Genomic DNA, 15,879 nt, shown 5'->3' on the forward strand with positions numbered 1-15,879 from the left:
CACGGCCCGCGGCTACCGGCGACGGTCGATCGTGCGGATGCGGTACCGCAGTGCGGCGGGTCCGGACGACGTCGCCCACGCGGCCTCGCCGGGCATCGTCCAGGCATGCGGGTCGAGCTCCGGGGCGAACGCGTCGCCCTCGACGACCAGGTCGACGTCGGTGACGACCAGCCGGTCCGCGAGCGCCAGCGCCTCGGCGTACACCCGTTCGCCGCCCATCACCCAGACCTCCTCGCCCCCAGGTGCCCCGGAGGCGAGGGCGAGCGCCGCCCCGAGCGACGGCGCGGGCGTCGCGCCGGAGTCGTCCCAGCCGGCCTGCCGGGTGACCACGACGTTGGTGCGGCCCGGCAGGGGACGACGCGGCAGCGACTCCCAGGTGCGCCGGCCCATCACCACCGGATGGCCGGATGTCGTCGCCTTGAAGTGGGCGAAGTCCTCCGGCACCCGCCACGGGATCGTGCCGGCCGCGCCGATCACGGGACGGCCCGCGGCGTCGCGCGCCTGGGCCCAGATCAGCCCGATCACACCGCGACCGGGGCCTTGATGCCGGGGTGGTGCTGGTACCCGAGGACCTCGATGTCCTCGTAGGCATAGTCGAACAGCGAGTCGCGCGGCGCGAGGCGCAGCGTCGGGTAGGGGTACGGGTCGCGGGCGAGCTGGGTGCGCACCTGCTCCACGTGGTTGTCGTAGACGTGGCAGTCGCCGCCGGTCCAGACGAACTCGCCCACCTCGAGGCCGGTCTGCGCGGCCACCATGTGCGTGAGCAGCGCGTAGGAGGCGATGTTGAACGGCACGCCGAGGAAGAGGTCGGCGGAGCGCTGGTAGAGCTGGCAGCTCAGCTTCCCGTCGGCCACGTAGAACTGGAACAGCAGGTGGCACGGCGGCAGCGCCATGTCCGCCAGCTCGGCCACGTTCCACGCACTGACGATCAACCGGCGCGAGTCCGGGTTGACCTTGATCTGGTCGACGACGTCCGCGACCTGGTCGACGTGCCGTCCGTCCGGCGTCGGCCACGAGCGCCACTGGACGCCGTAGACGGGGCCCAGCTCGCCGTCGTCGGCGGCCCACTCGTCCCAGATGCTCACGTCGTGCTCCTGCAGCCACCGCACGTTGGAGTCACCCCGCAGGAACCACAACAGCTCGTACGCGACCGACTTCAGGTGCACCCGCTTGGTGGTGATCAGCGGGAACCCGGCCTGCAGGTCGTAGCGGATCTGGCGGCCGAACACGCTGCGCGTGCCCGTCCCCGTGCGGTCGGGCTTGTGCGCGCCGCGGGCCAGCACCTCACGCAGGAGGTCTTCGTACGGGGTGGGGATCGCCATGGCGAAAACAATACGTCCCGCCGCCCTCGTCGGGGATCACCACGGCAGTTCGTGATCGGCCCGGCAGTTCGAACTGCCGCGCCGATCACGAACTGCCGCGGTGATGTCTGCGGTGTCACACCTGTCCGGCGTCACACCGCGGCCGCCTGCGCGGTCGACCTGGTGAGAGCGCCCGACGGGCGCGGCACAGGAGGCAGAGATGCGACGCATCGTCATCGTCGGCGGCGGCTACGCGGGATTCACGGCGGCCCGGGAGCTGGAGGGGAAGCTGCGGCGCGAGCTGCGGCGCGGCGACGTCGAGCTGGTGCTCGTCGACCCGCGCCCGTACATGACGTACCAGCCGTTCCTGCCCGAGGTGGTCGCCGGGTCGGTCGAGGCACGGCACGCGGCGGTCTCGCACCGGCGGCACCTGCGCCGCACCCGCCTGGTCGACGGCACGGTCGAGCGGGTGGACCACGCGGATCGCGTCGTCGTGGTGCGACCGCGGTCCGGCGACCCGTACCGGCTCGGCTACGACACGGTCGTGGTCACGGCCGGCGCGGTGACGCGGGTCTTCCCCGTGCCGGGCGTCGCGGAGCACGCGATCGGCATGAAGCACGTGGAGGAGGCCGTCGCGATCCGCGACCGGCTCCTCACGGCCTTCGACGAGGCGGCGAGCCTCCCCCGCGGCCCGGAGCGGCAGCGCCTGCTCACGGTGACGTTCGTGGGCGGCGGCTTCTCCGGCGTCGAGGGCTTCGCGGAGCTGCTGTCCCTCGCCCACGACCTGCTGGGCCGCTACCCGGAGATCGACGCCCGGGAGCCGGCCTTCCACCTGGTCGAGCGGAACGACCGGATCCTGCCGGAGGTCACCGACGGGCCGGGGCGCCGGGTCGTGGAACGGCTCGAGCGGCGGGGCGCGCACGTGCACCTCGGCACGGGGCTGGTCTCGGCGGAGGACGGCGTCGTGACCCTCTCGACGGGCGAGTCGTTCGCCTCGGGCCTGCTGGTGTGGACGGCGGGCAACGCCGCGAACCCCGTCGTCGCCACGCACACCGACCTGCCGGTCGACGCGCGCGGGTACGTCGTCGTCCGCCCGGACCTGCGGGTCGGCACCGACGGCCACCCCGTCGACGACGCGTGGGCGGCGGGCGACGGCGCGGCCGTGCCCGACCTGGCCGTGCCGCGCCCCGGGGCCCTCGCCGTCCCGAACGCGCAGCACGCCGTGCGGCAGGGACGGCGCCTGGCACACAACCTCGCCGCCGCGCTGCACGGCCGGCCGACCCGGCCCTACGTGCACGGCAGCCTCGGCGTCGTCGCGACGCTCGGCCTGGGCGCGGGGATCTTCCAGTACCGCCGGGTCGTGGTGGGCGGCCGCCTCGCGTGGCTGATGCACCGCGGCTACCACGTGCTGGCCATCCCGACGTGGGAGCGCAAGGTCCGCGTGCTCGCCGTCTGGCTCACCGCCGCGGTGTTCGGGCGCGACGTCGTCTCCCTCGCCTCGGTGCAGACGCCGCGCGCCGCGTTCGAGGCGGCGGCCCCGGCGGAGCAGCGGCATCAGGCGGTGGCGTAGCCCGTCAGCTTGTCAGGGTTGACCTGCACGTACACGTGCTCGACCCGGCCGGCGACGACGTCCAGCGCGACGAGCGCAAAGGGGGCGGCGTCGACGTCGACGACGAGCGCGGGCAGGCCGTTGGCCTCGACGAACCGCACCTGGCCCACGTTCCAGTACTTGCGCCACACGTTGTCGAAGAACAGCAAGACCCGCGCGCGGCCCACCACCTCCACCCGCGCGGCGTGCACGCGCCCGCCGCCGTCGGCGCGCGCGACGACGTCGTCCGCCAGGTAGCGCTCGAAGCGGGCGAGGTCGCCCTCGTGCGCGGCGGCGACGAACTCGTCGAGGAGGCGCCGGTGCTCGCCCCGGTCCACGGGCACGGCCTCGCGGGTGCCCAGCCGGTCCCGCGCCCGCCGCGCGAGCTGCCGCGCGTTCGCCTCCGTGAGGCCCAGGGTCTCCGCGACCCGCGCGTGGGGGTAGCCGAACGCCTCCCGCAGCACGTACACCGCGCGCTCGACGGGCGTCAGCCGCTCCAGGAGCAGCAGCGTGGCCAGCTCCAGCGCCTCGGCCCGCTCGGCGCCGACGGCCGGGTCGTCGGAGGTGTCGACCGGCTCGGGCAGCCACGGCCCGACGTACGACTCACGGCGTGCGCGGGCCGAGGTCGCCGCGTTGATCGCGAGCCGCGTCGTGACGGTGGTGAGGAACGCCGCGGGGTTCCGCACGGCGTCGCGATCGGTGCCCTGCCAGCGGATCCAGGCGTCCTGCACCACGTCCTCGGCCTCCGCGACGCCACCCAGCATGCGGTAGGCGATGCCGAACAGCTGTGGCCTGACGGCGAGGAACGCCTCGAGCGCCCCGGCTCCCCCGACCACGTCGGGAGAGCCAGGCGCGGCGGGGCGCCCAGGCGCGGACCGGCGCGTCGTCATGCCGTCACGGTAGCCCGGCCCTCGTCGTCGCGGCAGCCGTCACACCGCCGTCCGCGGCGCCGTGAAGTCGGCGTGGGTCACCGCGCCGAGCAGGGCGTCGCCCTGCGGCACGATCGAGTCCTCCACGAGGACGGCCCCGAAGTAGGGGGCGGCGGGGTCGGCCACGACCTCGCGGTCGTCGCCGGCGTCGGCGAGGGCTGCCCGGACGAACTCGTCGAACCGCACCCGCTCCGGCCCGGCCACCTCGGTCACGCCCCGCCGCGGGTCGCCCGTAGCGGCCTCCGCGACGTACCGGGCCACGTCCGCCGAGGCGATCGGCTGGAACGCGACCGGCGGGATGCGCACCACGCCGTCCACCGTGGCACCGTCGGCGATCTGCCGTGCGAACTCGAAGAACTGGGTGGCGCGCACGACCGTCCAGCCGACACCGCCGGAGCGCACCAGCTCCTCCTGCGCGACCTTCGCCCGCAGGTACCCGGAGTCCGGGTTGCGGTCCGTGCCGACGATCGACAGCACGACGTGGTGCCGCACCCCGGCGCGCTCCTCGGCGTCGAGCAGCGTGCGCGTCGACGTCGTGAAGAACCGCAGCACGTCGTCGGGTGCGAACGACGGCGAGTTCGACACGTCAACCACGACGTCGGCGCCGGCGAGCGCCGCGTCCACCCCCTCGCCCGTGAGGGTGTCCACGCCCGTGCTGGGCGCTGCGGCGACGGCGTCGTGCCCGGCCTGTGCCAGGAGCGCGACGACCTGATTCCCGATGAGTCCCGTCCCACCGACGACCACGATCTTCATGAGTCTCGTCCTCTCTGCGGTGCGCGCGGCCCGGTGGCCGCCCGACACCCTGTCGACCACGCCGGGGGGCGTTCCGTGACAGCCGGACCCTGGGCTGCCCGCGACACACCAGGACCGGCGGCGCGCGGCGGGCCGGAATGCCGCCACCCGTGCGCACGTTCCCCGGGCCACCCGGACATCCATGGGCGAGCAGTGGGAGGATCGACTCATGACGGACCAGACGACCACGACCGAGGACCCCGCGGCCGACGCGCCTGCCGCCGTGACGCCGTCGCCGACCGACCCGCTGTGGGTCGAGCGCACCGGTACCCGCACGTACCGCGGCTACTCCGCGCGCGGCGCGAGCGTCGAGATCGGGCCGGCCGGGTCGGGCGCCGTGTTCACCCCCGGTGAGCTGCTGAAGATCGCGCTCGCCGCGTGCGCCGGGATGAGCAGCGACACCAAGTTCTCGCGCGTGCTGGGCGACGACTACGCGGTGACGATCCGGGTGGAGGACCCGAAGGACATGGACGACGACCGCTACCCCGTGCTGACGGAGAGGTTCGAGATCGACCTGTCCTCCCTGGACGACAAGGCGCGGGACAAGACGCTGCTGCTCGCGCAGCGCTCGATCGACCGTGCCTGCACGGTCGGCCGCACGCTCAAGGCGGGCGCCCTGGTGCCGCCCGCGACGTTCGAGCAGCCCGACCAGGGAGCGGCCTCGTGACACGCCGCCGCCGCGAGAGCACGCCGCCGCCCGACGGCGCCACGTCGGGCCCCCCGGACTCGTCCGCCACGGAGTCGGCGGGCACGGGGTCGGCGGGCACGGGGTCGGCGGGCACGGTCGTCCCGCACGACGCGACCCAGGGCGCCGTCAGCACCGAGGACTGGACGAGCTACCGCTCCACGCCCGTGCTGGACTCGCTGCTGGACAAGGCGGTCACGATCCCGTCCGCGCAGATCCACCGGCACGTCGACAAGCTCCGGGCCCGCAACCCGGAGGCGAGCCCGGCGCAGATCATCCAGATGCTCGAGCGCGAGTACCTCACGCTCCTGGCGACGGCGGGCGGGGCGGTCGGGGCGGCGGCCGCGGCGCCGTCGGTCGGGACCGTCGCCGCGTCCGCGCTGACGACGGGCGACATCGCGACGTTCTTCGCGAGCTCGTCCGCGTTCGCCCTCGCCGTCGCCGACGTGCACGGGGTGGCGATCGACGACGTCGCCCGGCGACGCACGCTCCTCCTGGCCACCGTCCTCGGGGACCGCGGCGCCCGGGACGTCGAGAACGCCATCGGCGGCTCGACCGTGGCGTGGGGCAAGGTGATGCTCACGACGATGCCGCAGTCCACGCTCAAGCGGGTCAACAAGATGCTGTCGCGGCAGTTCCTCAAGCGTCAGGTCGCCAAGCAGGGCTCGCTGGCCCTCGGCCGGATGCTGCCGTTCGGGGTGGGCGTCGTCATCGGTGTGGCCGGTGGCCGCGCGCTCGGCCACGGTGTCATCGCGCAGTCGCGCAAGGCGTTCGGGCCGCCGCCGGAGCGCTTCCCCCGCATCCTCGACGGCGAGACCGGGGCGCCCGTGCTCGAGGCTCCCGCCCAGGAGCGGGGCTCGAGCCGCTGGTTGCCGCGACGCAGGTCGCGGGGCTGACCGTGTCACGGCCGGACCGCCGGGTCGAGGTGGCGCGGCTGCTGCCCGTGGAGGCGTCGGTCGCGTTCGCCTGGGTGGCAGACCTGCGCACCCACCCCCGCTGGATCCCGCTCACACGCCTGGACGGCCAGGCCCGTCCGGGCCCCGAGCTCGGCGACCGGTTCACCTTGGTCAGCGGCCCGGGCGTCCGGCGTGACGGCGCCCTGGGGCGGCTCGTGATGGCCGACCACATGGTGCTCGAGCTGCTGGAGCGACCGTCGACGGCGCAGGCGCGAGTGGGGCGGACCCGGCTCTCCAAGCGTGGCCCGGTGCTCCTCGGGGCGGCCGGGTTCGACGTCGTCCCGGTCGACCGGGCACGCTGCCGGGTCGTGTGGTGGGAGGAGGCCCACCTCGCGGGGCCGCTCCCCCGGGCCGTCGTCGATCCCCTGACGGCGCTGGCCCTGCGCGTCTTCATGACCGTGTCCCTCCGGCGTCTGGCCAAGGCTCTGGCCCGCACCGCGAGAACCCCCTCCTGATCGGCGGCGTGCGCCGGTAGAGTCGCGAGCGTGAGCACCGCGCCCTCTCCCGAGCCAGTTCCCACCGCCGCCGCGAGCGCCCCCGACCTCGGGGCCCGCCTCGACGACCTGCGCCGCGAGTACGCGGCCCTGCAGGCCCGTGGCCTGAGCCTCGACCTCACGCGCGGCAAGCCCTCGGCCGAACAGCTCGACCTCTCCGACGCCCTGCTCGCGCTGCCCGGCGAGGGCGTCCACACCGCCGAGGGCGGCACCGACACGCGCAACTACGGCGGGCTGGCCGGGCTGCCCGAGCTGCGCCGCATCTTCGCCGAGCTGCTCGGCGTGCCGGTCGAGCAGCTGCTCGCCCAGGGCAACGCGTCGCTCACGCTGATGTACGACACCGTCGTGCAGGCGCTGCTCTTCGGCGTGCCCGGGTCGGAGCGGCCGTGGTCCCGCGAGGAGCAGGTCACGTTCATCTGCCCGGTGCCCGGCTACGACCGGCACTTCGCCGTCTGCGAGGAGCTCGGCATCCGCATGGTCACGGTGCCGATGACCCCGGACGGCCCGGACGCGGAGGCCGTCGCGGCCCTGGTCGCCGACGACCCGAGCATCAAGGGCCTGTGGACCGTGCCGACGTACGGCAACCCGGACGGCTCGGTCGTGTCCGAGGCCGTGGCACGCAGGCTGGTCTCGATGCCGACGGCGGCGCCCGACTTCCGGATCTTCTGGGACAACGCGTACGCCGTGCACCACCTCACCGAGCACGAGGCGAAGTCGGCGAACGCGATCGACCTCGCCGCCGAGGCGGGCAACCCCGACCGCGTGCTGATGTTCGCGTCGACGTCGAAGATCACGTTCGCCGGGTCCGGCGTGGCGTTCTTCGCGTCCTCGCCCGCGAACGTCTCCTGGTTCACCAAGCACCTCGCCATCCGGTCCATCGGCCCGGACAAGGTGAACCACCTGCGGCACGCGATGTTCTTCGGCGACGCGGACGGCGTCCGCGCCCACATGCGCAAGCACCGCGAGATCCTCGCACCCAAGTTCTCCGCCGTGACGTCGATCCTCGAGTCCCGCCTCGGCGGCGCCGGCGTCGCCGCCTGGACCGACCCCGACGGCGGATACTTCGTCTCGGTCGACGTCGTCCCCGGCACGGCGTCGCGCGTCGTGACCCTCGCGAAGGAGGCGGGGATCGCCCTGACCCCCGCGGGCGCGACGTTCCCCTACGGGCGCGACCCGCAGGACCGCAACATCCGGCTCGCCCCCTCGATGCCTCCGCTCGAGGAGGTCCAGGTGGCCATGGACGGGGTCGCGACCTGCATCCTGCTCGCGGCCGCGGAGGCCGCCACCGCCTGACCGGACGCCGGCACGGCAACGCCGCACCGGTGGCGGGCCGCACCCTGACGCCGGGAACGACGTCAGCGTGCGGCCCGCTACCCGTGCGGCGTGCGATCTCGCCGGGGTCTCAGCCGAGGACAGCCTTGAGGAACTCCTGCGTGCGCTCGTGCTTGGGGTGGGTGAACATCGTCTCGGGGTCCGCCTCCTCGACGATCTGCCCCTTGTCGAACATCAGCACGCGGTTGGAGACCTCCCGCGCGAACTGCATCTCGTGCGTGACCAGCAGCATCGTGATGTCCGTGGTCTCGGCGATCTCACGCAGCACGCCGAGCACGTCGGCGACGATCTCGGGGTCGAGGGCCGACGTGACCTCGTCGAGCAGCAGGATCTCGGGGTCCATGGCGAGGGCCCGCGCGATGGCGACCCGCTGCTGCTGGCCGCCCGAGAGCTGGTTGGTCTTGAAGTCCCGCTTCTCGGACATGCCGACCTGCTCGAGGAGCTGCTCGGCCCGCGCGACGGCGTCGGCCTTCTTCAGCCCCAGCACGTTGACCGGCGCCTCGATGATGTTCTCCAGCACCGTCATGTTGGGGAACAGGTTGAACTGCTGGAACACCATCCCGACCCGGTTGCGCACGACCCGGCGGCGCTTCTCCGGGATCTCGACCCACCTGTCGCCCTTGTACTCGTGCGTGTAGGGGTCGCCGTCGATGAGGATGAGCCCGCCGTTCGCCTCCTCGAGCGTCATCAGCAGGCGCAGGATCGTCGTCTTGCCCGACCCGGACGGGCCGATCAGCGTGACGCGGTCACCCTTGGCGACGCTGAAGTTGAGCTGGTCGAGCACGACGTTGTCGCCGAAGCGCTTGACGACGTCCTTGAACTCGATGGCGGGCACGCCACCCTGTGCGGTGCTCGTTGAGCTGGTCATGGTCTGGCTCCCAGTGGAGGTCGTCGGGTCAGGCAAGGCGGATCTCCATCCGGCGGACGAGCAGCGACGTCGGGTAGCTCACCAGGAGGAAGAGCAGGCCCACGAGCGTCAGCGGCTCGATGTAGGAGAAGGTCAGGGCGCCGTACTGCTGCGCCTTGGTGTACATCTCCACGACCGAGATCGCGAACAGGAACGGCGTCTCCTTGAACATCGAGATCGCGTAGTTGCCCAGTCCCGGCAGGGTGTTGCGGACCGCCTGCGGCAGGATCACGGCCCGCCACGTGCGGCTCTTCGGGAGGTTCAGCGCGGTGGCTGCCTCCCACTGCCCCTTCGGCACCGCCTCGATGCCGGCCCGGTACACCTCGGACATGTACGTCGCGTAGTGCACGCCGAGCACCGTGAAGCCGACCACCAGCGTCGGGATGGTCGAGAACAGCAGCCAGACGAACACCAGCTGCACGAGCAGCGGCGTCATCCGGATGAAGTCGACGACGAACCGCAGCGGGATCGTGACCCACCGGCTCGGCGATCGCATCGCCAGGGCGATGAACAACCCCAGGATCGAGGCGATGGCCATGCCGACCACGGTGGCCTCGATCGTGACGACCAGGCCCTCCAGCAGGTCGGGGAGGACCTCCCACGCATGCTCCCAGTTCCAGATGCCGTTCTCGGTCATGCTGCGGTCCCCCTCCCCGTGATCGCCGCGGTGCCGACCGCGGGCCTGAGCCCGACGACGTCACGCAGGGACGGGCGCGTGCCGCGTCCCAGCCGTCGTTTCGCCCGTTCCTCGAGCGCGTTCATGCCCCAGGTGAGCAGGTAGGCGATGACGAAGTAGACGAGCAGGCCGGCGGTAAAGCTGTAGACGGTCTCGCTGGTGGCGCGACGCAGCTGGGTGGTCCAGAAGTTCACGTCGTGCAGCGTGATGTAGTACGCCAGCGCGGACCCCTTGAGGAGCTGGATGAGCAGGTTGGTCAGCATCGGGATCATGAGTGCCCACGCCTGCGGGAAGATGACGCGCCGCACGCGGTGGAACCAGCTCATGTTGAGCGCGATCGTCGCCTCCCACTGCGAGGCGGGGACGGAGGCGACGGAGCCCCGGACGACCTCGGCGCCGTAGGCCCCGAAGTTGAGCCCGAGCGCCACGATGCCGACGGCGAGCGCCTCCATCTTGAACCCGAAGACCGGCAGCACGTAGAAGATCCAGAAGATCTGGACCACGAGCGAGGTGCCGCGGAAGAACTCGATGAACACCCGGGACGGCCCGCGCACCCACAGGGACCGGGTGCGCGCGCCGAACCCGAGCAGCAGCGCGAGCGCCATCGCGAGCACCGCGCCGCCGAGCGTCAGCTCGAGGGTCACGAGGATCGCGTCGCCGAGGCTCGGCAGCCGGCTGGTCAGTGTCTGGAGGAAATCTGACATGTGGTCAGGAATCCAGCCCCAGCTCGGTCGCGATCTTCTCCAGGTCGCCCTCGCAGAGCATCTCGGCCGTCAGGCCCTCCGGCGGCATCTCGGCCTCGGTGAAGCCGAACGGTCCCATGATCTCGAGCCACTGCGCGGGGTCGTCGAGGATCGGCGCGAGCTTCTCGTTGTAGGCGGCGAGCAGCTCGGTGTCAGCGGGGTTGAACACCTCGGCGCCGGCCCCGATCTGCGGGACGCCGTTGATCGTGGCGACGAAGGCGTCGGTCGCCTCGACCGCCTCGTCGGTGCCCTCGGCCAGGGCGCGCAGCGAGATGCCGGTGAGCGCGAACGCGTCGGCTCGGCCGGACACGACGGCGTCCAACCCGTCCTGCGAGCTGCCGACGGTGATCGTCTCGACGTCGGTCTCCTGGGCGTACCCGTCCTCGATCGCGCCGCTGGTCACGGCGAGCTTGACGTCGGACTCCTCGAGCGACTGCCAGTCGGTCAGGTTGTCCGGGTTGCCCTCGGGCACGAGGAACGCGGTCGTGTACATGATGGTCGGCTCGGCGAACGCGGCCTGCGCGCAGCGGTCCGGGAGGATCGACATCCCCGCGCTGACGGCGTCGTACCGCCCCGCCGTGAGGCCGGGGATGAGCGAGTTCCACTCGGTGAGCGTGCCCTCGACGGTGTCGATGCCGAGCTCGCCGAAGATCTTCTCGTCGAGAGCGACGGTGGCGCCCGTGAGCTCGCCGTTGTCGTCCTGGTAGCTGTAGGGCTTCTCGCCGTTGAACGCGACGTTGACGGTGCCGGATTCCTGGAGACTCGCGAGCTTGCCGCCGTCGCCGTCACCCGACCCCTCGTCGACGCTGGAGCACGCGGTCAGTGCGGTCATGGCGAGGATGGAGCCGGCGGCGAGCGCCGCACGACGGCCGTTCCTGATCCTGGTGGACGACACGAGGGTCTCCCTTCCGTGGCCGGGTGACGCCGGTGCGCCGCCAGGCCTTGGGGTACGTGAACGAACGGCACGCTAGCGCCGATGCTGATGGTGTGACAATCTACGTGTCCTGCTGTCCCATTGTCGACAATCCCACTCGGTGCGGCTCGGTGAGGGCCGGCTGACGGACGTCGTCCCAGGTCAGCGAAGTAATCGCCTCAGGCACTCGATCCCGTCACGCGGGGCTGAGGGGTGGGGCATGAGTTCGTCACAGTCTGGTCACGATCCGATGCCGTTCCATATCGCGGGATGATGTGTGTCGGCCGGACGAGTGCCGGCCTCGTGGAAGGAGAGCAGATGGTCCCGACCCCTCGGGTCTCCCGCGGCACCGCGCCGTCCCTGTCCCCGGTGACCCGGCCGTCGACGGTCGACCTCATCGCCGTCGAGCTGCGCAACGCGGTCTATGCGGGTGCGCTGCCCGTGGGGTCTGCGATCCGCGAGGTCGAGATGTCCGGCCAGCTCGGCGTGAGCCGGGGCCCGTTCCGCGAGGCCGCCCAGCGGCTGGTCCAGGAAGGGCTGCTGCGGTCGACGCCAGGACGCGGGCTGAGCGTCGTGCGCATCGGCCGCGACCGGGTGCACGAGCTGTACGAGGCACGGGCCTCGGTCGAGACGACGGCCGCCCGGATCGCCGTGGAGCGCGCCACCGCCGTCGAGGTCGCCGCCGTCCGCGCCGCGCACGACGACCTCGTCGTCGCCGAGCGCACCGAGGACGCCCGCCGCGTCGGCGACGCCGACCTCAACGTGCACTGGACGCTGGTCGCGGCCAGCGGCAACCCGTGGCTCCTGCGCTGGATGACGACGCTCATCGTCGAGGTCCGCATCGCCAGCTTCACGCTGAGCGAGGAGTACGCGGTCCGCAAGGACACCGCGGAGTCGCACGTCGACATCGTCGAGCGCTTCGAGGCACGGGACGCGGACGGGCTCGTGTCCGCGATCCGCGCCAACCTCGACGACGCCGTCCTGCGCCTGCTGGCCCCCGAGAGCGTCGAGGTCGAGACCTTCGACGAGCCCCGCCCCTCCTCCGCTCCCCGCCTGGAGCCGATCACCCCCACGTTCTCGGAGCCGTAGCCCCGCCCCCGCCGTGAGCGCACGAGCTCACCCCGGCCTGCGGCCGACGAGCTGCGCCCGGCGCTCCCGCTCGTACTCGTGCGCGGGCCACGAGGTCATCCCGCCGACGACGATCGCGGCCGGCCGGCCGGACTCGTCGCGCAGCACCTCGACCGGCTCGCCCACCGGCCCGAAGCCCGCGTGCGCGACCGGTCGCAGCACGTCGCCGTCGACCCTCAGCTCCTCCGCCCCGGCGAACGGGTCCCCCTGCCGCGGGTCGAGCAGCCACAACCGACGCCCCAGCCGCACGACGTCCGTCAGGCCCCAGAGGTTGGCGAACCGCCCGGTCCACCGGTCGAGTTCGGCGACGTCGGCCGGCGCGTCCGCCTCGGGGACCGCACCGCCGTCGATCGCCGTCGCGACCAGGGCGAACAGCCCCGTGGCGATGCCGTCCGCCGGGCCGTCGACCGCGTTGGTGAGCACGGAGACCGCCACCTTGCCGATCGGGTCCGCCCACGTGCGCGTGAGCTGACCGGGGAAGCCCCCGGAGTGCCCGACCACGCGCCGCCCCTCGATCTCCCGCGCCTCGAAGCCGAGGCCGTACCGGCGCACGCGCGCGTGCGGGTTGTCGATCACCGACTCGTCCCGCTGCAGCAGGCGGCGCGTCTCCGGGCGGAGCAGGGCGCCGCCGTCCTCGTGCGCACCCGCCCAGCGGACCAGGTCGCGCGCCGTCGAGCAGACCCCGGTCGCCGCGGCGAGCGCCCCCGTGGTCACCGACGAGACGGGGAGGCGGCCGTCGTCGCGGACCCCCAGGGCGGAGTGGCCGACGACGGCGCGAGCCCGGGACGCGTCGTCGAGCTCCGGGACCGTGTCGGCCAGCCCGAGCGGCTCGAGCAGCGCCCGGCGCAGGTGCTCCCCGTACCCGCTGCCCGTCACGGCCTCGACGACGAGCCCGAGCAGGCCGTAGGCGAGGTTGGAGTACTTGAAGTGCTCCCCGCGCCCGAACACCGAGCCGTCGGAGACGACGGACGCCACCAGTGCGGACCGGTCGGGGAACGGCGCCCCGAGCTGCCAGAAGTCCGCGTCGCGGCCGTCGCGCCGCACGCCACCCGTGTGCCCGAGCGCCTCGCGCAGCGTCACGCGGCCGACCGGCGCACCCGCGAGCTCGGGCAGGTGGGCCGAGAACGGGTCGTCGAGCCGCAGGCTCCCGGCCTCCGCCAGCAGCGCCACCACCGTCGCGGTGAACGTCTTCGAGTGCGACGCGACACGGAACAAGTGGTCGGTCCGCAGCGGCTCGCCGGTGGTGACGTCCGCGACGCCCCACGCGCCGTCGAGCACGACCTCGCCCTCCACCCGGACGGCGTACTGCACGCCGGGCACGCGGGCGAACCCTGCCTGCGTCGCGATCCAGTGCTCCAGATGGTCGGTGTCGAGGTCGGCCGCCATGGCCGACATCCTGGCACAGCAGGGTCGGTGGCCTGCGCTGTCCGCTGAGCGATGAATTCTCTGTCGGTGGCCGGTCGTAGCGTCTAGCGTGATCCAGATCACGGGACCAGCCCTTGGGGGACCTATGTCAGAGCTTGCCGTGGAGGCCACCGGCCTCGTCAAGCACTTCACCACCCGCAAGCAGGTCACGAAAGCTGTCGACGGCATCGACCTGCAGATCCCGACGGGCAGCGTCTTCGGCCTGCTCGGTCCGAACGGAGCCGGCAAGACGACCGTCGTGCGGATGCTCGCCACCCTGCTGCGTCCGGACGGCGGCAGCGCCCGCGTGCTGGGGCACGACGTGGTGAGCGACGCCGACGCCGTGCGCGGCGCGGTCGGCCTCACGGGCCAGTACGCCTCCGTCGACGAGGACCTCACCGGCACCGAGAACCTCCTCATGCTCGCGCGGCTCTACGGGTTCTCCGGCGTCGCGGCCCGGCAACGGGTCGAGGGGCTGCTCGAGGCGTTCAGCCTGTCGGACGCCGGGGCGCGACAGGTCAAGACCTACTCCGGCGGGATGCGGCGGCGGATCGACCTCGCGGCGTCCCTCGTGCTCGCGCCGCGCGTGCTGTTCCTCGACGAGCCCACCACGGGGCTCGACCCCCGCAGCCGCAACCAGGTGTGGGACATCGTGCGCGTCCTCGTGGCCGACGGAGCCACGGTGCTGCTGACCACGCAGTACCTCGAGGAGGCCGACCAGCTCGCCGACCGGATCTCCGTCATCGACCACGGCAGGGTCATCGCCGAGGGCACCTCGACCGAGCTGAAGCAGTCGGTCGGCCAGGGCGCGGTCGCGCTGCGGCTCGCGGACGCCGGTCAGCGCGCGGTCGCGGCCGCCGTCGTCGAGAAGGTGCTCGGCTCCGAGCCCACCCTGCCCACCGATCCCTACGCCCTCACGGCACGAGTGCCCGACGACGGCGGCGACGCCGTCGCGGCGCTGCTCCCCGCACTGAGCGAGGCCGGGATCGCGGTGCCCGAGTTCTCGCTCGGCCAGCCCAGCCTCGACGAGGTGTTCCTCACCCTGACCGGCAAGCCGTTGCCGGACGACGCCGGCACGGAGACGGCCGGCGACGCACCACGCGCCGAGGAGGTGTCCCGATGACCGCGCAGTCCACCGACCACGAGGCCACGATCACGACGACGAGCCTGCGGCGGGCCGTGGCGCTCGCCGAGCGTCCGTCGCGCCCCTCGGCGCTGTCGACCACCCTGACGTTCGGCTGGCGCGCCCTGCTGAAGATCAAGCACGTGCCGGAGCAGCTCTTCGACGTGCTGGTCTCGCCCGTGATCTTCACGCTCATGTTCACGTACCTGTTCGGCGGGGCGCTGGCCGGCTCCACGACGGCGTACATCCAGTTCCTGCTGCCCGGGATCCTGGTGCAGACCATCGTCATCGTCACCGTGTACACGGGCTACACGCTCAACACGGACATCACCAAGGGCGTGTTCGACCGGTTCCGCTCGCTGCCCATCTGGCGTCCGGCGCCGATCGTCGGGGCCCTGCTCGGCGACACGGTGCGTTACTCGATCGCGTCCGTGATGACCATCGCGCTCGGCCTGCTCATCGGGTTCCGGCCGGAAGGCGGCGTCGTCGGGGTGGTTCTCGGCGTGCTGCTCCTGCTGGTGTTCGCGTTCGCGCTGAGCTGGATCTTCACGATCCTCGGCCTCCTGCTGCGCACGCCGAACGCCGTCATGGGCGTGTCGATGATGGTGCTGATGCCGCTGACGTTCGCGTCGAACATCTTCGTGGACCCCTCGACGATGCCGGCCGCGCTCCAGCGGTTCGTGGACATCAACCCGGTCTCGCACCTCGTGACCGCCGTCCGCGGGCTCATGGCCGGGCAGCCCGACGCCGGCGAGATCGTCTGGGTGCTGGTGGCGTCCGTCGTGCTGACCGCCGTCCTCGGCCCGATCACCATGCACCTCTACCGCACCCGCCACTGACCCCTTCGTGTTGTGAGCGGGCGTTTGGCCCTGTTGATCGCGATCAACAGGGCCAAACGCCCGCTCACA

The 15,879-nt window shown here is 72.6% G+C and carries 17 protein-coding genes; 8 read left to right on the plus strand and 9 right to left on the minus strand.

Annotation, left to right across the window (positions count from 1 at the left end):
- Positions 1–12: 12 nt before the first annotated feature.
- On the minus strand, positions 13–525 hold the full coding sequence (locus LEP48_RS06340; protein WP_225564727.1) for a dihydrofolate reductase: 513 nt from the start codon (positions 523–525) through the stop codon (positions 13–15).
- A complete protein-coding gene (locus LEP48_RS06345) occupies positions 522–1,322 on the minus strand; it encodes a thymidylate synthase (protein WP_225564728.1) in 801 nt (266 codons plus the stop codon). Before LEP48_RS06345 ends, LEP48_RS06340 begins: the two co-directional genes overlap by 4 nt.
- Positions 1,323–1,521: 199 nt before the next feature.
- Between LEP48_RS06345 and LEP48_RS06350 the strand changes: the two genes are divergently transcribed.
- On the plus strand, positions 1,522–2,871 hold the full coding sequence (locus LEP48_RS06350) for an NAD(P)/FAD-dependent oxidoreductase (RefSeq protein WP_225564729.1): 1,350 nt from the start codon (positions 1,522–1,524) through the stop codon (positions 2,869–2,871).
- On the opposite strand, the gene LEP48_RS06355 is transcribed toward LEP48_RS06350, so the two are convergent.
- Together LEP48_RS06355 and LEP48_RS06360 are read right to left on the minus strand one after the other, a co-directional pair.
- Complete coding sequence (locus LEP48_RS06355; protein WP_225564730.1) at positions 2,856–3,779, minus strand: RNA polymerase sigma-70 factor; 924 nt, start codon at positions 3,777–3,779, stop codon at positions 2,856–2,858. The two genes, LEP48_RS06350 and LEP48_RS06355, sit on opposite strands and share 16 nt — an antisense overlap.
- 39 nt (positions 3,780–3,818) lie before the next feature.
- Entirely contained in the window at positions 3,819–4,571 is a 753-nt protein-coding gene (locus LEP48_RS06360; RefSeq protein ID WP_225564731.1) for an SDR family oxidoreductase, read from the minus strand.
- 208 nt (positions 4,572–4,779) lie between these two features.
- Here LEP48_RS06360 and LEP48_RS06365 point away from each other — a divergent pair, with 208 nt between their 5' ends.
- From LEP48_RS06365 to LEP48_RS06380, 4 genes are read left to right on the plus strand one after another with little or no spacing between them, the layout of a single operon-like run.
- Positions 4,780–5,277: an OsmC family protein gene (locus LEP48_RS06365; RefSeq protein ID WP_225564732.1), complete on the plus strand. Its 498-nt coding sequence runs from the start codon at positions 4,780–4,782 to the stop codon at positions 5,275–5,277.
- Complete coding sequence (locus LEP48_RS06370) at positions 5,274–6,191, plus strand: hypothetical protein (protein WP_225564733.1); 918 nt, start codon at positions 5,274–5,276, stop codon at positions 6,189–6,191. Before LEP48_RS06365 ends, LEP48_RS06370 begins: the two co-directional genes overlap by 4 nt.
- A gap of 2 nt (positions 6,192–6,193) precedes the next feature.
- Entirely contained in the window at positions 6,194–6,706 is a 513-nt protein-coding gene (locus LEP48_RS06375) for an SRPBCC family protein (RefSeq protein ID WP_225564734.1), read from the plus strand.
- 30 nt (positions 6,707–6,736) lie between these two features.
- Positions 6,737–8,038, plus strand: a complete 1,302-nt coding sequence (locus LEP48_RS06380) for an aspartate aminotransferase type Ic (protein ID WP_225564735.1) — start codon at positions 6,737–6,739, stop codon at positions 8,036–8,038.
- Between the two features lie 109 nt (positions 8,039–8,147).
- Here LEP48_RS06380 and ehuA read toward each other — a convergent pair whose 3' ends face one another.
- Genes ehuA through LEP48_RS06400 form a run of 4 tightly spaced genes read right to left on the minus strand, consistent with a single transcriptional unit; the run spans position 8,148 to position 11,298 of the window.
- Entirely contained in the window at positions 8,148–8,945 is a 798-nt protein-coding gene (ehuA, locus tag LEP48_RS06385) for an ectoine/hydroxyectoine ABC transporter ATP-binding protein EhuA (RefSeq protein ID WP_225564736.1), read from the minus strand.
- Positions 8,946–8,973: 28 nt separating this feature from the next.
- On the minus strand, positions 8,974–9,621 hold the full coding sequence (gene ehuD, locus LEP48_RS06390; RefSeq protein WP_225564737.1) for an ectoine/hydroxyectoine ABC transporter permease subunit EhuD: 648 nt from the start codon (positions 9,619–9,621) through the stop codon (positions 8,974–8,976).
- The gene (ehuC, locus tag LEP48_RS06395) at positions 9,618–10,364 is read right to left on the minus strand and encodes an ectoine/hydroxyectoine ABC transporter permease subunit EhuC (RefSeq protein ID WP_225564738.1); all 747 of its coding nucleotides are present in this window, start codon (positions 10,362–10,364) and stop codon (positions 9,618–9,620) included. Before ehuC ends, ehuD begins: the two co-directional genes overlap by 4 nt.
- Before the next feature lie 4 nt (positions 10,365–10,368).
- On the minus strand, positions 10,369–11,298 hold the full coding sequence (locus tag LEP48_RS06400) for a transporter substrate-binding domain-containing protein (protein WP_225564739.1): 930 nt from the start codon (positions 11,296–11,298) through the stop codon (positions 10,369–10,371).
- Positions 11,299–11,634: 336 nt separating this feature from the next.
- On the opposite strand from LEP48_RS06400, the gene LEP48_RS06405 reads away from it, so the two are divergent.
- Positions 11,635–12,405, plus strand: a complete 771-nt coding sequence (locus LEP48_RS06405; protein WP_225564740.1) for a GntR family transcriptional regulator — start codon at positions 11,635–11,637, stop codon at positions 12,403–12,405.
- Positions 12,406–12,432: 27 nt separating this feature from the next.
- Here the strand turns inward: LEP48_RS06405 and LEP48_RS06410 are convergent, their stop codons facing one another.
- Positions 12,433–13,830, minus strand: a complete 1,398-nt coding sequence (locus LEP48_RS06410; RefSeq protein WP_225564741.1) for a serine hydrolase domain-containing protein — start codon at positions 13,828–13,830, stop codon at positions 12,433–12,435.
- Positions 13,831–13,954: 124 nt separating this feature from the next.
- Here LEP48_RS06410 and LEP48_RS06415 point away from each other — a divergent pair, with 124 nt between their 5' ends.
- Positions 13,955–14,971: an ATP-binding cassette domain-containing protein gene (locus LEP48_RS06415; protein WP_225564742.1), complete on the plus strand. Its 1,017-nt coding sequence runs from the start codon at positions 13,955–13,957 to the stop codon at positions 14,969–14,971.
- The gene (locus LEP48_RS06420) at positions 14,968–15,810 is read left to right on the plus strand and encodes an ABC transporter permease (RefSeq protein WP_225564743.1); all 843 of its coding nucleotides are present in this window, start codon (positions 14,968–14,970) and stop codon (positions 15,808–15,810) included. The genes LEP48_RS06415 and LEP48_RS06420 overlap by 4 nt, the downstream gene beginning before the upstream one ends.
- Positions 15,811–15,879 lie beyond the last annotated feature (69 nt).

The sequence above is a fragment of the Isoptericola luteus genome, from assembly GCF_020297055.1.
Classification (GTDB): domain Bacteria; phylum Actinomycetota; class Actinomycetes; order Actinomycetales; family Cellulomonadaceae; genus Isoptericola; species Isoptericola luteus.